Genomic DNA, 16,528 nt, shown 5'->3' on the forward strand with positions numbered 1-16,528 from the left:
TAAGCAGGAAGTGTTTTTACACTTCCTGCTTTGCTTTTTAAGGATAAAAACTCAACATTAATGAAATAAACATACCCGTGATGATCAATTGCACCAAGCAAAAGCCCATGATGTCTTTGGCTTTTAGGCCTGCAATGGCAAGCACAGGGAGTGCCCAAAAGGGTTGTATCAGGTTAGTCCACGCATCACCCCACGCAACGGCCATCGCTACACGAGGTATGTCGGCACCGAGTGCGTGTGCTGCCGGGATCACGATTGGTGCCTGAACGGCCCATTGGCCTCCACCAGATGGCACAAAAATATTTACAAACCCCGCACTTAAAAAGCTCCAAAAGGGCAGTGATTCGGTGGTTGCAATGGCAATAAACCCTTCAGATATTTGTTGGGCAAGTCCTGTTTTGACCATGATGGCCATAATCCCTGCATAAAATGGAAATTGAATCACGATGCCTGCGCCACTCGGGATCGCCTGTTGTAAGCTTTGCAGTAAATTATGAGGTGTTTGATGCAGTAAAATAGCGCTGAACAGGAAAATAGCGATGACACTATTTAAGTTTAAGCCACCGCCACTGAGCACAAAGTAATAAAATAGATAGCCAAGACCAACAAGGCCAATACCGATACCTAATATACGACTATGCTCAATCACTTCGGCTGGGCGAGTGGGTTTTACTGATGCCGTGGGCTCATCGTTAAGTTTTGCTGGGTCAACATACACACTGTCTTTCTCGTTTGGCAACATGTAGCGATTAACCAATGGCATAATAATAAATAAACCCAGCACAATCGCAATATTAAAGCCTGCGAAGACGGTGTTTTCAGTGCCAATTACCCCAATACTTTGTTCCGAAAAGTGCCCATCGGTGGCGATAGTTAGCGGTACTGAACCCGCTAAACCACCATGCCAGACAATAAAGCCTGAATAAGCGCTGGCAACCAGTAGTCGGTAATCTACCCGGGTTTGTTTGGCAATCGCTTTGGCAAATAAAGCCCCTATAACCAAGCCAAATCCCCAGTTTATCCAACTTGCCAATAAAGAAACTAACGTCACTAGTATGATTGCTTTAGCGGGGGTATTCGCGAGCGTCGCAAGCGCAGTTAACAGGTGTCGCATAACAGGGGTACTTGCCAGCATATATCCTGTTAGTAAGACCAGCAGCATTTGCATGGCAAATTGCAATAAGTTCCAAAAACCACCTCCCCACGCAGCTAATACTTGCACCGGGGACGAGGGGGTAAAAATACTGGCCACAATAAAGCTCAGCAAGGTTAATAAAATGACGAAAATAAATGGATCTGGTAGATAACGTTCAACCAGCTTGGTAAATGGTTTAGCAACGCGATTTAGCATAGTTTTTATTGTTGTCGTTGAATCGATAGTGCCAATTAATCATGAATGAAGCTAATTGGCAAATTGATACCGAGGAGACTGTATTCGGTGTATTAGAAAAAGCAGTGTTACGGTTGCTGTTCGAGTACCGCTTTTAGTCGTGCTTGCACTTCTTCGACCAGTAAAATGGGCTGAAACTTTGATAAAAAGGCATTACAGCCGACTTTTTCGACCATCGCCTGATTAAAGCTACCACTGAGTGAAGTGTTCAATACAATGTGTAAGTTTTTAAGACGATTATCGTTACGAATTTCGTGTGTAAGGCGGTAACCGTCCATCGCGGGCATTTCTGCATCGGTGATCACCATCAGCAGTTCTTTTTCAACATCTTTACCTTCATCTGCCCACCTCTTCAGCATGTTAAGTGCTTCAAGTCCGTTACGTGCAGGGATAATTTCAATACCAAGTTGAGAGAGCGTGTCACTCACTTGCTTGCGGGCTGTGGGAGAGTCATCAGCATGCAGTATTTTACGACCAGCAAACTCATTAACGATGCTTTGATCTAAAATGTCGTCAGAAATATTGACTTCGTATTCGATGATTTCAGCGAGTACTTTTTCAACATCAATGATCTCCACTAAGTGTTCTTGGCCATCGCGTTTGATTTTAGTGAGTGCGGTTAAGTAGTGATTTTTACCAATCGCCGTTGGCGGTGGCATGATGTCAGACCATGTCATGTTGATGATTTGGTCGACCTTTCCAATCAAAAAGCCTTGCACCGTTCGGTTATATTCAGTAATTACAAGGTTGGTATCTTCGATATGCTGTGCATCAGGCATACAAATTGCCTTGCGTAAATCAATCACGGGGATGGATTCGCCACGAATATCGACCACGCCAGCAACCTTAGGGTGGGCGTGGGGGACTTTGCTTATATGTGGTATTTTTACCACTTCTTTGACTTTAAAAACATTGAGGGCAAATAGATGGCGGCTATGCAGGTAAAAAAGCAATAGCTCTAAACGGTTTTCACCGACCAGTTGCGTGCGTTTGTCGACTGAGGCTAAAACACCAGACATATATCACCCTAAATACTAAATACAGAGAAAGTATAGTCTACTATTAATTTTCATTGTTACGCATTAGTAATTTTCCATCAGTTGCCAAAGGCTAAGCATTAAAGTACCGTATCGGATAAATTCCTCTACGACTATTTGCAAGGATTATGCATCATCTATTTAATCGTTTAGTGGTGATTATTCGCAGCCATATTGACCAAGTGAGTTGGCAAGCTGTGGTAATAACAACCCTATTGCACATGCTACTTATTTGGTGGTTACTTGTGCTTGTTGGCGAGCAGGCCTTAACACCACTTAGCACCTATTTTTATTATTATGTTGTGACAACGTCAACGGTAGGGTATGGCGACTTTAGCGCCAGTACAGAATTGGGACGTTGGATTGTTGCAATATTACAAATACCATTTGGTTTAGCATTATTTGGCGTTCTGTTAGGAAAAACAGGGCAAACAGTAACTTACTTAATTAGGCGCGCTATGACGGGTGATAAAAGCTTCGCACATATTAACAATCACATCATTATTTTTGGCTGGCATGACACGCGGACTAAAAAGATGATTGACTATATTTTAGCAGATCAAAAACGTTTAGATCGTCGTATTCTGCTCGCTGTGACAGAGCAAATGGAGCATCCATTTTTAGCCAACCCGCACGTCGATTTTGCCCGTTTAAGCAGCTTTACCGACATTGACGAGCTAAAACGAGTGGCGATTGAACGCGCAGATAAAATTATTATAGATGGTCAAGATGACGACCAAACGTTTACTACAGCGTTACGTATCAGCAAATTAGTGAATGAACACTGCCATATCAGCGCGCATTTTGATGATGAAACAAAAATCGAAATGTTGCTAGAGCATTGCCATAATGTCGAGTGCAGCAGTGCAAAATCGGCTGAAATACTTGTACGCTCTATGCAAGACCCTGGCTCAAGCCGTGTTCAGGAAGAGCTATTATCAACCTTACATGGTGATACACAGTTCAGTTTGCCAATTCCTAAGGGAGTGCAATCAATGACATTTGGTAATTTATTTCATCATTTTAAGCAAAGTCATGACGCTATTTTATTGGGCGTTGCCCATAATCTTAGTGCGCAAGATATGGATTTAAATCCGCCGCTTGACTATGTCGTTAGTGAAGGCGATATTTTACATTATATTGCTGTTGAGCGTGTGTTAAGCAACGAAGTTGATTGGCCGGCCTTGGTGAAATAATGAATGAAGTCGCGTTTTTAATTATTGTTCTCAGTGCCTACATTTTACCTGTGGTCATTGTACTCAATAGTAAGCGCACGCAAGGTCACGAAAAGAACGCCTGGTTGATCGGTATCATCTTTTTCTCGTGGCTTGGTTTGATTATGTATCTGACCATTGTGCCCAAGCATGGGCACGTCAAAAAGCACCGTAAAGGTAAAAGCTAGATTACTTGAGTTGCTTTAATTTATGTTCAATCAATGGATCATCTGGCGACAGTTGCTGAGCGACTTCGAGTAACTTTATCGCGTCTTTAGGGTGCGCCTCTTGGTGCTTAATGGCTATATCAATCAGAGGCTGTACATCAACAGCCTCCTTTTGCTCTTGGAGATGCTCAGCCTTTTCATCAATCAAAATATTATGTGCGGTACTGAGCAAAGCTAAACGGTGTGCAGAGCCTTTATTCGCTTTATTTAAGCGTCGGTAGTAATCTTCTTTAAAGCGCAAGGTTTTTGTTTGTTGGCGAAACTGGGCAATATCAACCTGTTGATGGCGAATAAAATCCACCGCTACATCCTTATAAAAACCAAACTTATTTAAATAGGTTGCATGAACACTGTGACCCATGCCAAACACCCGTAAATGGGTTAATTGTGAATACCGTTTAGCATGAGCGCGGTCAATTCGATTGGTCGGGTCATAAATAATGTAACCTTTAGCCTGCCCTAAATCTACGTCGTGGTAATCACCTGCCCAATCAAATTTTTGTGCGATATCAGTACTTGAACGGTCATCCCATGGCGCTTTTTCTTTATTTTTTGTACTGACAGGGTGAAATAGCAGCACCTTATCGAGCTTCAACAAATTAGCAAATGCACCTACTGCAAAGCCACCTCGGCTTAAACCATAGCCTAAGCGTTCTTTAAAGCCGCCAATAAGGGGGGCTAACTGCTCAATAAAAAATAATAAATTACGGTGTCTAAACCAGTTACTGATACCTAAATGTTGAAAGGCAATAATATTAACATCTTGCTTTTTTGCAAGCTTGTAGGCCCATGGTGAGAAATCATCAGTAAGATCATGTTCTTGATAATTTGTTCCTGCAGGAGAAAAGGTAAATAGCAGAGGTTTGCTGGCGTCGATGATATGATACTTCACATACACATCACCGAGTAAGTCGCCGCCCGTGAACGGCACTTGTTTTTGCTGTTCTGCATGGGGGAGCTGGGTCCATTCATCTAGCCAATACAATAATTTCATACATCCCCCACGGTACCTCTAAAATAAAGGGGACACATTATAGCAAAAATAGCCATTTAATAAAAATGGCTGCGACTTTAATATGTTAGCTTTCACTCATAGCGATTATTTGTTGCCAATCATGCTCCGTGACGGGCATGACTGATAAACGCCCGCCTTTTTTTAGGGCTATGTCAGTGATGGCGTCATTTGCTTTTATCGCTTGTAAGCTCACTAGTTTGTTAAGGTGCGCTTTATAAGTAACATCAACGACAAACCAACGTGGATTTTCTGCTGTGGCCTTCGCATCATAGTAGTCACTGCTTAAATCAAATTGCGTTGGATCGGCATAGGCTTCACGTGTTATTTCGCCAATGCCCGCAACGCCTACATGTTTACAGCTTGAGTGATAAATCATCACTAAATCCCCTGCTTTTATGCCATCACGCATAAAGTTACGGGCTTGATAATTACGTACACCATCCCACATTGAGGTTTGCTTTGGCGCGTTTTTTAAATCATTGATTGAAAACGCATCAGGTTCGGTTTTAAAAAGCCAATAAGCCATAATTAGGTGCCCTTACAAAGATTTACTTCCAATTAGTCTATAGTATCATTAAACGCTTGTCGGGATTGAGGATAAATAAATGAGCCAAGTATTAGATGATTTACTGTCGTTGCTATCGTTAGAAGAAATTGAGCAAGGCTTGTATCGAGGGCAAAGCCAAGATTTAGGGTTTCGTGCTGTATTCGGTGGTCAAGTTATGGGGCAAGCTTTGTCGGCTGCCAAAGAAACGTTACCAGAAGGGCGCATTGTCCATTCTTTGCATTCCTATTTTTTACGCCCTGGTGATGCCGAAAAACCAATCATTTATGACGTCGAAAATATTCGTGATGGTAAAAGTTTTAGTACGCGTCGCGTGAAAGCGATTCAATATGGCAAACCTATTTTTTATATGACAGCGTCATTTCAAGGGGAAGAAGAGGGGCTGTCGCATCAAGCCCATATGCCAGATGTCCCCCAGCCTGAAGAACTTAAGTCATCGCTTGAATTTTACCAAGCGAATGCTGAGCATATACCCGAGGTGATCCGCAATAAATTTATTCGTGAGGTGCCGATTGAAATGCGCCCAGTCACGTTTCATAACCCATTTAAACCTCAGGTAATGGAACCTGTTAAGCACATTTGGTTTAAAGCCAATGGCGAGATGCCAGATGACCAACGCATTCATAATTATTTATTGGCGTATGCATCGGACTTTGAGTTTTTACCCACGGCTTTACAACCGCACGGCGTGTCGTTTATGCAACCTAATATGCAAGTGGCGACAATTGACCATGCGATGTGGTTTCATCGTCCGTTTAGGCTTGATGATTGGATTTTATATTCGATTGATAGCCCAAGTGCGAGCTCGGGACGGGGTTTGGTGAGAGGGCAGTTCTTTGACCGTCAAGGCAACTTAGTTGCCTCAACGATCCAAGAAGGGGTGATGCGCCAGCGCTAATCCTTTGAGTGCGTAGCTTGGCTTTGCACTATGTCATCAATTGACTGCCAGACACGTGCTGGCAGCAATGCTTTTAGATACATATATACTTCACAAAGTGCATTACTACCGGTAAAACCGTGCTCTGTTTCGGTAATTAACTTTTGCTCACGTAAGCTTGAAATAAACCCGATAAGTACTTTTTTATCAAAAAACTCAGGGGTTTTAATGCCATGCAGCGTGCCTAAACGCTCTGCTAATACTTGGCTTTCGTGCTCAAGCTCTTCTCGCTCAATCCCCTTACTGGTTTGAATAAAGCCAACCACGATTGCATAACGCTGCAAGGTTAAGCTCAAGGCACGCCCTAGCATTTCGAGTTTTGCTAAGCAGTCGTTGCTGTTTGTCACTTTGATATTATTGCCATCGATTTCAATTAAGTCTTGATCAACAAAGCTGGCAAGAACGCGAGTAATGTAGTTTTTATCTAACTCATGTAAGAACCACTCTTTGGCAAATAGCGGGTAAAAGCGTGTAATCACGGCTTGGCAATCAGCCAGAGTCGTTTTGTGTGTTTTAAATAAATGCAGTGCCAGTAAGCTGGGAACAGCGAACAAGTGCAACACATTATTACGATAATAGTTAAACAGCGTTTTTTCTTTATCGTTAATTGCAATGATTTCGCCAAATTCGTCGCTGATCACATCAAATTTATTCAGTTCTAATGCATGCTCTAACAGCTGCTCTGCGCTTTCATTGGGGGTGGTCACTTTGTCGCTATAGCTTGCACTACGTTGCAGGTGCAAGTAGAACTCAAGTTGGGCAATCAGTTTGGGTTTACTCAGCGCATGTTTATCGTTAACCAGTAAGATCATCGCTAACAAATTCACCGCATTAAGCGCCGCAGCGCTATTGATATTAACCATCACTTTGTCTGCAAGATTAGCGACTTGTGGGCCCAACCAGTGTGGTTTTTGTACATCTGTTGGGTGAATCGATTCACGCCAATCAGGTTGCTGCTCATTAAGGTATTGGTTTATCGAAATGGGGTCGCCAAAGTTTAAGTAGCCACGGCCATAGTTTTTAAGGTTTTTAATGGCCTTAAAAATCCCTAATACGGATTCGCCTTTTTTGTCGTTACCTGCCAGCTCTTTTAAATACGTATTAATCTCCATTACGTGCTCATAACCAATGTAAACGGGCACAATCGAAATAGGGCGATCGATACCGCGCAGCATCGCTTGCAATGTCATTGCTAACATACCCGTTTTAGGTGGTAATAAACGACCTGTACGACTGCGACCACCTTCTGTATAAAACTTTACTGAGTAGCCTTTAATGAATAACTGGCTTAGGTACTCTTTAAATACAGAGGAGTACAATTTATTGCCCGCGAATGAGCGACGAATGAAAAATGCACCACTGCGGCGGAATACGCCACCTGCAGGGAAAAAGTTTAAGTTGATGCCCGCTGCAATGTGCGGCGGTACTAAGCCTAAATGGTAAATCGAATAGGTCAGTAATAAGTAATCCATATGCGAGCGGTGACAAGGCATATAGATAATCTCGTGGCCTTTGTCGGTTAGCTCATGGACTTGCTCAGAAAATTTAATATCGATGCCGTTATACAACTTATTCCACAGCCACGTCAAAATACGATCGGCAACACGAATAGTCGCGTCACTGTAGTTAGCAGCGATCTCGTCTAATAATTTAAGCGCATTTTGACGCGCTTCATTTTGGCTAATGTTTTTTTCTTTCGCCTCAACTTGAATGGCTTTTTTGATGGTTGGCGAGGCAAGCAGCGAATTAAACAACTGCTCACGTGAGGGCATTTTTGGCCCGGTAGCTGCCAGTTTCTGACGACGGAAGTGCACGCGAGCAACACGTAGCAATTTATGTGGCAGTTCATCAACATCGGCTTTTTCGTTTACCAAGAGCGATAAGTCGAGCGGTTGGCTAAAGCGAATAAAGTTGTCACGACCTGAAAACAAAATGACAAAGAACTTACGAAACCAGCTTGGCGTAAGTGAGTGTGATACCAATGTACCTAAACCTGGCTTTTCTTTACCTGGGTTACGACCCCATAAAATAGTAACCGGGATAACCTGTACGTTTTTCTCACCTGAGTGCATTAGGTGGTCAATAATGTGTTTGCCTTGGTGAAGTGCATTACTGGGTTTACTTTTATTACCAAACAGAGGCGGCGGGTTTTGAATACCAATAAAACGATCAAGCTCTTTATTACCCAAAAGCTGCTCTTCTGTTGGACTTGGTAAGCCGTATTTTTTACACACGCGTGCGAGTGCCGCTAAATCAGAGCGCGCATTGAGTCTAACAATATAAAAGGTCGGGTTGGCGGGGTTTAGGTTATATTGCTCAATCGGGTTTTCTGGCAAGACCTTACTTTTAACAAATAAGCGGTTCATACCGGCAGAAATGATATTTAAACAACGATTAATGATACGCATTAACTCACCAAAGTAATTAAGAGTAATAATAGAAACAAAAAAAGCGCCATAGAATAGCAATTATTAACTGGACTGACCATTGCCATAGTGTGGCTTTTGGGTTTATTCAAATTAACTATAGTAAAGCAAAGACATAGCTTAACTGAATTTAACTGAAATATTATACAAAGCAGACTTTATTCGTTTTAATCCTAAAAAGTTGTTGCATTTATCACCAATCTCACTATAATACGCAGGCTTTCAAAATTCCCTCGGGAACTTGGAAGGAACATTAAGCTTGGATTTCAAGCTAATAAAACAGGAACTCCGATTTGGAGTTCAACGTAGATATAAGAGAACAGCCGACATCTTAGTTAGTAAGATTGTTTCGGTCGTTTTTTTATGCTCTTTTTAAATGCTCTTTATATTGAGGTTTAAGAATGTCAAATCAACGCATTCGTATTCGCCTAAAAGCTTTTGACCACCGTTTGATTGACCAATCAACGGCGGAAATCGTGGAAACTGCGAAACGCACTGGCGCACAAGTACGTGGTCCAATCCCACTACCTACACGCTTTGAACGTTTTACTGTACTAACTTCACCGCACGTTAACAAAGACGCGCGTGATCAGTACGAAATCCGCACCCATAAACGTCTGATCGACATCGTAGAACCAACTGACAAGACTGTTGACGCGCTTATGCGTTTAGATCTTGCTGCTGGTGTTGATGTTCAAATCAGCCTGGGTTAATCGGAAGATTAGAGAGGTTTTAGGAAAATGGCATTAGGTCTAGTCGGTCGTAAAGTGGGTATGACACGTATCTTCACTGAAGATGGTGTATCTATCCCTGTGACAGTTATCGAAGCGACTCCTAACCGTATTGCTCAGATCAAATCTGAAGCAACAGACGGTTATAACGCGCTTCAAGTAACCGCAGGCACTAAAAAAGCAAGCCGTGTAAACAAAGCTGCAGCGGGTCACTTCGCTAAAGCAGGTGTTGAAGCGGGTCGCGGTCTGTGGGAATTCCGCCTAAATGGTGGTGAAGGCGATTTTGAAGTAGGCGCTGAGCTTACTGTTGAATTATTCAACGAAATCAACAAAGTTGACGTAACCGGTACTTCTAAAGGTAAAGGTTTCCAAGGTGGTGTTAAGCGCTGGAATTTCAGCATGCAAGACGCGACTCACGGTAACTCTCTATCTCACCGTGCTCCTGGTTCAATCGGTCAAAACCAATCACCTGGTAAGGTGTTTAAAGGTAAGAAAATGGCCGGTCACATGGGTGCTGAGCGTGTAACGACTCAAAACTTAGAACTAGTTCGCGTTGACGCTGAGCGTAACTTGCTTTTAGTTAAAGGTGCAGTACCTGGCGCTATCGGCGGTGACGTTATCGTTAAACCAGCTGTTAAAGCATAAGTCCTGGAGATTTAGTGATGGAATTAGCAATTAAAGACGCTTCTGGCGCTCTTGAAGTTTCTGAAGCTACTTTTGGACGTGAGTTTAACGAAGCATTAGTACACCAAGTAGTTGTTGCTTACGCAGCAGGTGCTCGTCAAGGTACTCGTGCTCAGAAGACACGTTCTGAAGTAAGCGGTGGTGGTAAAAAACCATGGGCTCAAAAAGGTACTGGCCGTGCACGTGCTGGTACAATCCGTAGCCCAATTTGGCGTTCAGGTGGCGTTAGCTTCGCAGCTAAACCACAAGATCATAGCCAAAAAGTAAACCGTAAAATGTACCGCGGTGCGATCAAAAGCATCTTATCTGAATTAGTTCGTCAAGAGCGTTTAATCGTTGTTGAGCAGTTTGGTCTTGAAGCACCAAAAACTAAAGAACTAGTTGCTAAGCTTAAAGAACTTGAGCTTAAAGATGTTCTTATCGTGACTGAAGAAGTAGATGAGAATCTATTCTTATCGGCACGTAACCTGTACAAGGTTGACACGCGTGATGTAGCTGGTATCGATCCTGTAAGCCTAATCGCTTTCGATAAGGTACTTATTACAGCTGCTGCTGTTAAGCAACTTGAGGAGGCGCTAGCATGATCCGTGAAGAACGTCTTTTAAAAGTGATCCTTGCTCCACATATCTCTGAAAAAAGCACTATCGCTGCTGAAGAAAACAACACGATTGTTTTCAAAGTAGCTAAAGATGCAACTAAAGCTGAAGTTCAAGCTGCAGTTGAGAAGCTTTTTGAAGTAGAAGTAACTGGTGTTCGCACACTAAACGTTAAGGGTAAAACAAAACGTACTGGCATGCGTTTCGGTCGTCGTTCAGACTGGAAGAAAGCTTACGTTACTCTTAAAGAAGGTAGCGAGCTAGACTTTGTCGGCGGCGCCGAGTAATAAGGGGAGTTAGAATTATGGCACTTCAAAAGTGTAAACCAACTTCTGCGGGTCGTCGTCACCTGGTTAAAGTGGTTAACCCTGATCTTCATAAGGGTAAACCTTACGCACCACTACTAGAGAAAAACTCTAAGTCTGGTGGTCGTAATAACAAAGGTCGTATCACGGTTCGTCACATCGGTGGTGGTCATAAGCATCATTACCGTGTAATCGACTTTAAACGCACTAAAGATGGCATTCCAGCTGTTGTTGAGCGTCTAGAGTATGATCCAAACCGTAGCGCAAACATCGCTCTTGTATTATATGCAGACGGTGAGCGTCGTTACATTATTGCACCTAAAGGCTTAAAAGCTGGTGATTCAATCCAGTCTGGTGTTGATGCACCAATCAAAGCTGGTAACACATTACCAATGCGTAACATGCCTGTAGGTTCGACTGTTCACAACGTAGAATTAAAACCAGGTAAAGGTGCTCAAATCGCACGTTCTGCTGGTGCATACGTTCAAATCCTTGCACGTGAAGGTCAATACGTTACTCTACGTCTTCGTTCTGGCGAAGTTCGTAAAGTTCCAGCTGACTGTCGCGCAACACTTGGTGAAGTAGGCAATGCTGAGCATATGCTTCGTTCACTAGGTAAAGCTGGTGCAAATCGCTGGCGTGGTATCCGTCCGACAGTTCGTGGTGTTGCCATGAACCCGGTAGATCACCCGCACGGTGGTGGTGAAGGTCGTACATCTGGTGGTCGTCATCCTGTGTCTCCATGGGGTAAACCGACTAAAGGTGCTAAGACACGTAAGAACAAGCGTACTGATAAATTTATCGTACGTCGTCGTACTAAATAATAGTTGAGGAATAGCCATGCCACGTTCTCTCAAGAAAGGTCCTTTTATTGACCTACACTTGCTGAAGAAGGTAGAGAAAGCGTTGGAAAGCGGTGACAAGAAGCCAATTAAAACTTGGAGCCGTCGTTCAATGATCATACCTAACATGATCGGATTGACCATCGCTGTCCATAATGGTCGTCAGCACGTTCCTGTGTTTATCACAGACGAAATGATCGGTCACAAACTAGGTGAATTTGCACCAACTCGCACTTACCGCGGTCACGCTGCGGATAAGAAAGCGAAGAAACGTTAAGAGGAGAATGATAAATGCAAGCATTAGCTAAACATAAATTCGCCTCTGGTTCGGCGCAAAAAGCACGTCTAGTTGCAGATCAGATCCGCGGACTTCCGGTTGATCGCGCTCTAGAAATCCTGGCGTACAGCCCTAAAAAAGCGGCTGTATTAGTTAAGAAAGTACTTGAGTCTGCTATTGCTAACGCAGAGCATAACGAAGGTGCTGACATTGATGAGCTTCGTGTAACTACGATCTTTGTGGACGATGGTCCAACAATGAAGCGTATTATGCCACGTGCTAAAGGACGCGCAGACCGCATCCTTAAGCGTACAAGCCACATCACTGTTGTGGTTTCAGATAGCTAGGAGTATAAGTAATGGGACAAAAAGTTCATCCTACTGGTATTCGCCTAGGTATCTCTAAACCTTGGGTTTCTACCTGGTACGCGAATTCAAAAGATTTCTCTGATCAGCTTTTTGGCGATCACAAAGTACGTACATTCCTTACTAAGGAATTAAAAGCGGCTTCTGTGTCTAAAATCGTTATTGAGCGTCCAGCAAAATCTATCCGTGTAACAATTCACACAGCTCGTCCTGGTGTTGTTATCGGTAAAAAAGGCGAAGACGTTGAAAAACTACGTCAAGCAGTAACTAAGATTGCAGGTGTTCCGGCTCAGATCAATATTTCTGAAGTTCGTAAGCCTGAACTTGATGCACAACTAGTAGCTGACGGTATTGCGTCACAACTAGAGCGTCGTGTTATGTTCCGTCGCGCTATGAAGCGTTCGGTACAAAACGCAATGCGTATTGGTGCAAAAGGTATCAAAGTTGAAGTTAGCGGTCGTCTTGGCGGTGCTGAGATCGCACGTTCAGAATGGTATCGTGAAGGTCGTGTACCTCTACATACTCTTCGTGCTGATATCGACTACGCAACTTCTGAAGCCTTAACCACTTATGGTATCATTGGTGTTAAAGTTTGGATCTTCAAAGGCGAAGTTATTGGTGGTTTACCACTAGTACAAGAGCAAGAGAAGCCAGCTAAACGCGCGCCAAAGAAAGCCAAAAAAAGTGCTAAGTAGAGGTAGCGAGTAATGTTACAGCCAAAACGTACAAAATTCCGTAAAATGCACAAAGGCCGCAACCGTGGTTTAGCGCAAAACGGTAACAAAGTAAGCTTCGGTACTTTCGGTTTGAAAGCTACTGGTCGTGGCCGTATGACTGCTCGTCAAATCGAAGCAGCTCGTCGTGCTATGACACGTCACGTAAAGCGTCAAGGTAAAATCTGGATTCGTGTATTCCCAGATAAGCCAATTACGAACAAGCCATTAGAAGTTCGTATGGGTAAAGGTAAAGGTTCTGTTGAGTATTGGGTTGCTGAAATTCAACCTGGTAAAGTACTTTACGAAATGGAAGGTGTTTCTGAAGAGCTTGCTCGTGAAGCGTTCAACCTTGCAGCACGTAAATTACCATTCACAACAACTTTCGTAACTCGGACGGTGATGTAATGAAAGCTAGCGAACTAAAAGACAAAAGCGTAGAAGAGCTAAATGCTGAACTTCTAGGACTTCTTCGTGAGCAGTTCAACCTGCGCATGCAAGCAAGCACTGGTCAGTTAGCTCAAACACACACGCTAAGAACAGTACGTCGCGATATCGCGCGTGTAAAAACAATTATTAACCAGAAGGCAGGTCAATAATGAGCGATAAAATCCGTACTCTTCAAGGCCGTGTAATCAGCGACAAGATGGATAAATCTTTCACTGTTGCTATCGCACGTTACGTGAAGCACCCAATCTATGGGAAATTCATCAAACGTACGACTAAGTTACACGTACATGACGAAAACAATACAGCTCAAGCTGGTGACGTAGTTACTATCCGTGAGTGTGCTCCTATTTCTAAGACTAAGTCTTGGACTTTAGTAGACGTTGTTGAGCGTCCAAAGCAAGCTTAATTTTTAATTAAGTTTACTTACTAAAAAACCCCGGCTTTGCTGGGGTTTTTTGTATTTAAAACAAGCTTCACTGCTTTGTGACGTGAGTCGTTAGCTCAGCGAGTAGGGGTTATACCCACCTGAAATAACACTGATACCAACCCGCAATAATACTTACTCATTTTGAGTGATTAAACCTGTTGCTACTTACGTTATAAATGTCTGATTTACGATTGCATGGAGGTAGGGGGAAATGCAGGAGCAATTGCCGAGAACAACTAAATAACTAAATTTTTGCCTTGTTATCAAGGAATGGTATTACTCATTTAAAACACTAAACCTGACGTTCACAGCGTTATACTTTGTTGATTTCGTACACTTCAATAACCAAATTAGTGCCTTGCCACCGACACGTTTTGCACCTCAACATAGACCACTTAATTAAGCGAATTGCGACCAGTTAAACGGGATTTACTGTGTGCTAACCCCTTACGAGTTAACAATGAACTTATTGGGTTATTAAATACTCTTAGAATAAAAAACAAGGAGTGTTGGTGTTAAAGGGACGTTATAAAGCATGGGTGTTTTCGATTACACTTCATGTTCTCATACTGCTTATATTTGCTAAACATGCTCAGCGTGTCATTGTTGCGCCTTGGCTTGAACCTAAAGGTGTGATGCAAGCCTATGTTACCGTTGATCTCACGACCTTACCTCGCTTAAATATAGATGTAGAAAAAACGCCCGAAGAAAAAGCTAAGAGTAGCCAATTAGGTTCTGCGACAGAACCAAAATCAGAGGACACTGCTTCAGAAGTTGCTGAACAGCCGAGTTACGCAGCTATGAATGAAAGTACTTTAAGTCTGGCTGCTCAAACAAATTCCAGAGGAAGGACAATGACCAATGCGTCAACAGTCGCTACGCCAACAAAAGAGCCTGAAATCGTTGCATCAGAGGTATCATCAAGGCCATTTAAAAAGCTTAATCCTTATGCGCCATTACCTAACATGGATGTTGAGTACAACCAGTCGACCGCGCACGCGACAGGAAATTTACACTCAGCAACAAACAATGCGAGTGGAGTACGAATAACGAGCCCTAAAGAGTACTCAATTTCAAGCGAAGCCACGGTATTATGGGAAAATGGTGATGGTAGTCGACGCATCGAGATGCTGAATGGACAGTGTTATGGCATTGACTTTAATTCAGTGTTCGGTAAATCAGGCGTACCGAGTGGTTCACCCAGACCCTGTGAAGATAAAGAAGCAGCGTTGTTCAAGGAGATTATGAATAAGTGGAGCAAAAAATAAATAAAGTTCTTTACCTCAACTAAAGTTGAGCTTTTAAAGTGGCGTTTTTTAGAAGGACGTTGCTATGAATGCACTCGAAAACTACCTGTTAAGTCTGCAAATTAATTGCTACAACACCTCAGTCACACAAATCATCGACGTACAGAACCGCATTTTTCGGTCTCTTTTATCAGGATCTCATTATGCTAAGGCATTGTTAGTTGCACTCGATATCTCTCATTATTCAACACCGCAGCAGCATCAAGCTTTATTAAAACAGGTGTTACATCAGCTTGGTTACCGTATCCGTGTTGAGCGGCAACGACATGATGTACTGTTTATTGAACACACACGTTTAGCATATACATTACATTTAGCGTGAGCTGTCATTAACTGGTCATGTTGCTGGCGTGAAATAACACTGTTTTAAGGAATAACATGGAGTGCCTTGGGTCATGCAACAACCAAACATTATTATTTTAGGTAATGGCCCTGTGGGTGCGCATATCGCAGCGAGCGTTAATCGCTGCCCACGCGTGGTTAGGTTTAATCGTTGTGCAGACATGCCAGCCCATTTAGGTAAGCGTTGTACCGATCTATGGCTAGTTGGGCGAGGCTATCAGGCGCATGGCTTACTACAGAGACCGCTTACAATACCACTCGAAGGGCTTTCACAGGTTATGATCACCGATCCTAACCCTCATCCGTTGTTGCACTGCTTTTTTAAATTAATTCATCGAAAAGGCAAGATAGACTACGCTAATCAGTTATTTAAGATGTATGGTCTGCACTGTAAATGTGAACGTTTAAGCGCTCAGTTTCGACAATCATTACTCGCTCACTTGCTTACTTTAGGACCTGTAATACATCGACCTTATTGCCCAAGCTCTGGCACTCTAGCTATCGCTTTCTATTTATCGCAGTTTGAAAAAATACATATTGCTGGATTCGCTTTTCGAGGATGGAAGCGTCATCCGTGGCATTTAGAAAAGCGCTATGTAGACGGGTTAATTGCGGCAAATAAAGTGGTTTTACTTGATTAAAAAAGACACTTAACTGACGTTAAGTGTCTTGCCTTAA

The 16,528-nt window shown here is 42.9% G+C and carries 22 protein-coding genes; 17 read left to right on the top strand and 5 right to left on the bottom strand.

The genetic code is table 11. The features are described from left to right. Window positions 1–37: 37 nt before the first annotated feature. Window positions 38–1,351, bottom strand: coding sequence for a short-chain fatty acid transporter (locus tag ACSSVW_RS14760; RefSeq protein WP_421419178.1), 1,314 nt, complete (start codon window positions 1,349–1,351; stop codon window positions 38–40). Between the two features lie 107 nt (window positions 1,352–1,458). Further along, window positions 1,459–2,409, bottom strand: a complete 951-nt coding sequence (locus tag ACSSVW_RS14765) for a chemotaxis protein CheV (protein WP_036974232.1) — start codon at window positions 2,407–2,409, stop codon at window positions 1,459–1,461. Between the two features lie 146 nt (window positions 2,410–2,555). Here ACSSVW_RS14765 and ACSSVW_RS14770 point away from each other — a divergent pair, with 146 nt between their 5' ends. Together ACSSVW_RS14770 and ACSSVW_RS14775 are read left to right on the top strand one after the other, a co-directional pair. Further along, on the top strand, window positions 2,556–3,623 hold the full coding sequence (locus ACSSVW_RS14770; protein ID WP_454179574.1) for an ion channel: 1,068 nt from the start codon (window positions 2,556–2,558) through the stop codon (window positions 3,621–3,623). After that, window positions 3,623–3,829: a PLDc N-terminal domain-containing protein gene (locus ACSSVW_RS14775; RefSeq protein ID WP_036974228.1), complete on the top strand. Its 207-nt coding sequence runs from the start codon at window positions 3,623–3,625 to the stop codon at window positions 3,827–3,829. The genes ACSSVW_RS14770 and ACSSVW_RS14775 overlap by 1 nt, the downstream gene beginning before the upstream one ends. Window position 3,830: 1 nt before the next feature. Here the strand turns inward: ACSSVW_RS14775 and ACSSVW_RS14780 are convergent, their stop codons facing one another. After that, on the bottom strand, window positions 3,831–4,862 hold the full coding sequence (locus ACSSVW_RS14780) for a hypothetical protein (RefSeq protein WP_036974225.1): 1,032 nt from the start codon (window positions 4,860–4,862) through the stop codon (window positions 3,831–3,833). An 85-nt stretch (window positions 4,863–4,947) separates the two neighbouring features. Continuing rightward, window positions 4,948–5,409, bottom strand: coding sequence for an EVE domain-containing protein (locus tag ACSSVW_RS14785; RefSeq protein WP_036974223.1), 462 nt, complete (start codon window positions 5,407–5,409; stop codon window positions 4,948–4,950). Window positions 5,410–5,488: 79 nt separating this feature from the next. Between ACSSVW_RS14785 and tesB the strand changes: the two genes are divergently transcribed. Beyond that, complete coding sequence (gene tesB / locus ACSSVW_RS14790; protein ID WP_036974222.1) at window positions 5,489–6,346, top strand: acyl-CoA thioesterase II; 858 nt, start codon at window positions 5,489–5,491, stop codon at window positions 6,344–6,346. Here tesB and plsB read toward each other — a convergent pair. Beyond that, on the bottom strand, window positions 6,343–8,793 hold the full coding sequence (gene plsB, locus ACSSVW_RS14795) for a glycerol-3-phosphate 1-O-acyltransferase PlsB (protein ID WP_454179575.1): 2,451 nt from the start codon (window positions 8,791–8,793) through the stop codon (window positions 6,343–6,345). The two genes, tesB and plsB, sit on opposite strands and share 4 nt — an antisense overlap. A 419-nt stretch (window positions 8,794–9,212) precedes the next feature. On the opposite strand from plsB, the gene rpsJ reads away from it, so the two are divergent. From rpsJ to ACSSVW_RS14865, 14 genes are all read left to right on the top strand, one after another. Next, entirely contained in the window at window positions 9,213–9,524 is a 312-nt protein-coding gene (rpsJ, locus tag ACSSVW_RS14800) for a 30S ribosomal protein S10 (protein ID WP_002957900.1), read from the top strand. Between the two features lie 27 nt (window positions 9,525–9,551). Next, complete coding sequence (rplC, locus tag ACSSVW_RS14805) at window positions 9,552–10,187, top strand: 50S ribosomal protein L3 (RefSeq protein ID WP_036974218.1); 636 nt, start codon at window positions 9,552–9,554, stop codon at window positions 10,185–10,187. 17 nt (window positions 10,188–10,204) lie between these two features. Further along, window positions 10,205–10,810 carry a 50S ribosomal protein L4 gene (gene rplD / locus ACSSVW_RS14810; protein WP_036974217.1) on the top strand — a complete coding sequence of 202 codons (606 nt, stop codon included), beginning with the start codon at window positions 10,205–10,207 and terminating at the stop codon, window positions 10,808–10,810. After that, entirely contained in the window at window positions 10,807–11,109 is a 303-nt protein-coding gene (gene rplW, locus ACSSVW_RS14815; RefSeq protein WP_036974214.1) for a 50S ribosomal protein L23, read from the top strand. The genes rplD and rplW overlap by 4 nt, the downstream gene beginning before the upstream one ends. Window positions 11,110–11,126: 17 nt before the next feature. Beyond that, window positions 11,127–11,951, top strand: coding sequence for a 50S ribosomal protein L2 (gene rplB / locus ACSSVW_RS14820; RefSeq protein WP_036974212.1), 825 nt, complete (start codon window positions 11,127–11,129; stop codon window positions 11,949–11,951). Window positions 11,952–11,967: 16 nt separating this feature from the next. Then, entirely contained in the window at window positions 11,968–12,246 is a 279-nt protein-coding gene (gene rpsS, locus ACSSVW_RS14825; protein ID WP_010376377.1) for a 30S ribosomal protein S19, read from the top strand. Window positions 12,247–12,260: 14 nt separating this feature from the next. Further along, window positions 12,261–12,593 (top strand): 50S ribosomal protein L22, encoded by a 333-nt coding sequence (gene rplV / locus ACSSVW_RS14830; protein ID WP_004588690.1) that lies wholly within the window; start codon window positions 12,261–12,263, stop codon window positions 12,591–12,593. 11 nt (window positions 12,594–12,604) lie between these two features. Next, window positions 12,605–13,306, top strand: a complete 702-nt coding sequence (gene rpsC / locus ACSSVW_RS14835) for a 30S ribosomal protein S3 (RefSeq protein WP_036974210.1) — start codon at window positions 12,605–12,607, stop codon at window positions 13,304–13,306. A 12-nt stretch (window positions 13,307–13,318) separates the two neighbouring features. Next, a complete protein-coding gene (gene rplP / locus ACSSVW_RS14840) occupies window positions 13,319–13,732 on the top strand; it encodes a 50S ribosomal protein L16 (protein WP_036974208.1) in 414 nt (137 codons plus the stop codon). After that, window positions 13,732–13,923, top strand: coding sequence for a 50S ribosomal protein L29 (rpmC, locus tag ACSSVW_RS14845; RefSeq protein ID WP_004588692.1), 192 nt, complete (start codon window positions 13,732–13,734; stop codon window positions 13,921–13,923). Before rplP ends, rpmC begins: the two co-directional genes overlap by 1 nt. Beyond that, a complete protein-coding gene (gene rpsQ / locus ACSSVW_RS14850) occupies window positions 13,923–14,180 on the top strand; it encodes a 30S ribosomal protein S17 (protein ID WP_036974206.1) in 258 nt (85 codons plus the stop codon). Before rpmC ends, rpsQ begins: the two co-directional genes overlap by 1 nt. A 533-nt stretch (window positions 14,181–14,713) precedes the next feature. Beyond that, complete coding sequence (locus tag ACSSVW_RS14855; RefSeq protein ID WP_454179576.1) at window positions 14,714–15,469, top strand: hypothetical protein; 756 nt, start codon at window positions 14,714–14,716, stop codon at window positions 15,467–15,469. 64 nt (window positions 15,470–15,533) lie between these two features. Next, window positions 15,534–15,830 (top strand): hypothetical protein, encoded by a 297-nt coding sequence (locus ACSSVW_RS14860; protein ID WP_454179577.1) that lies wholly within the window; start codon window positions 15,534–15,536, stop codon window positions 15,828–15,830. Window positions 15,831–15,903: 73 nt separating this feature from the next. After that, window positions 15,904–16,491 (top strand): hypothetical protein, encoded by a 588-nt coding sequence (locus tag ACSSVW_RS14865; protein ID WP_454179578.1) that lies wholly within the window; start codon window positions 15,904–15,906, stop codon window positions 16,489–16,491. The last annotated feature ends 37 nt before the right edge of the window (window positions 16,492–16,528 follow it).

This window comes from Pseudoalteromonas sp. MBR-15 (assembly GCF_053628915.1).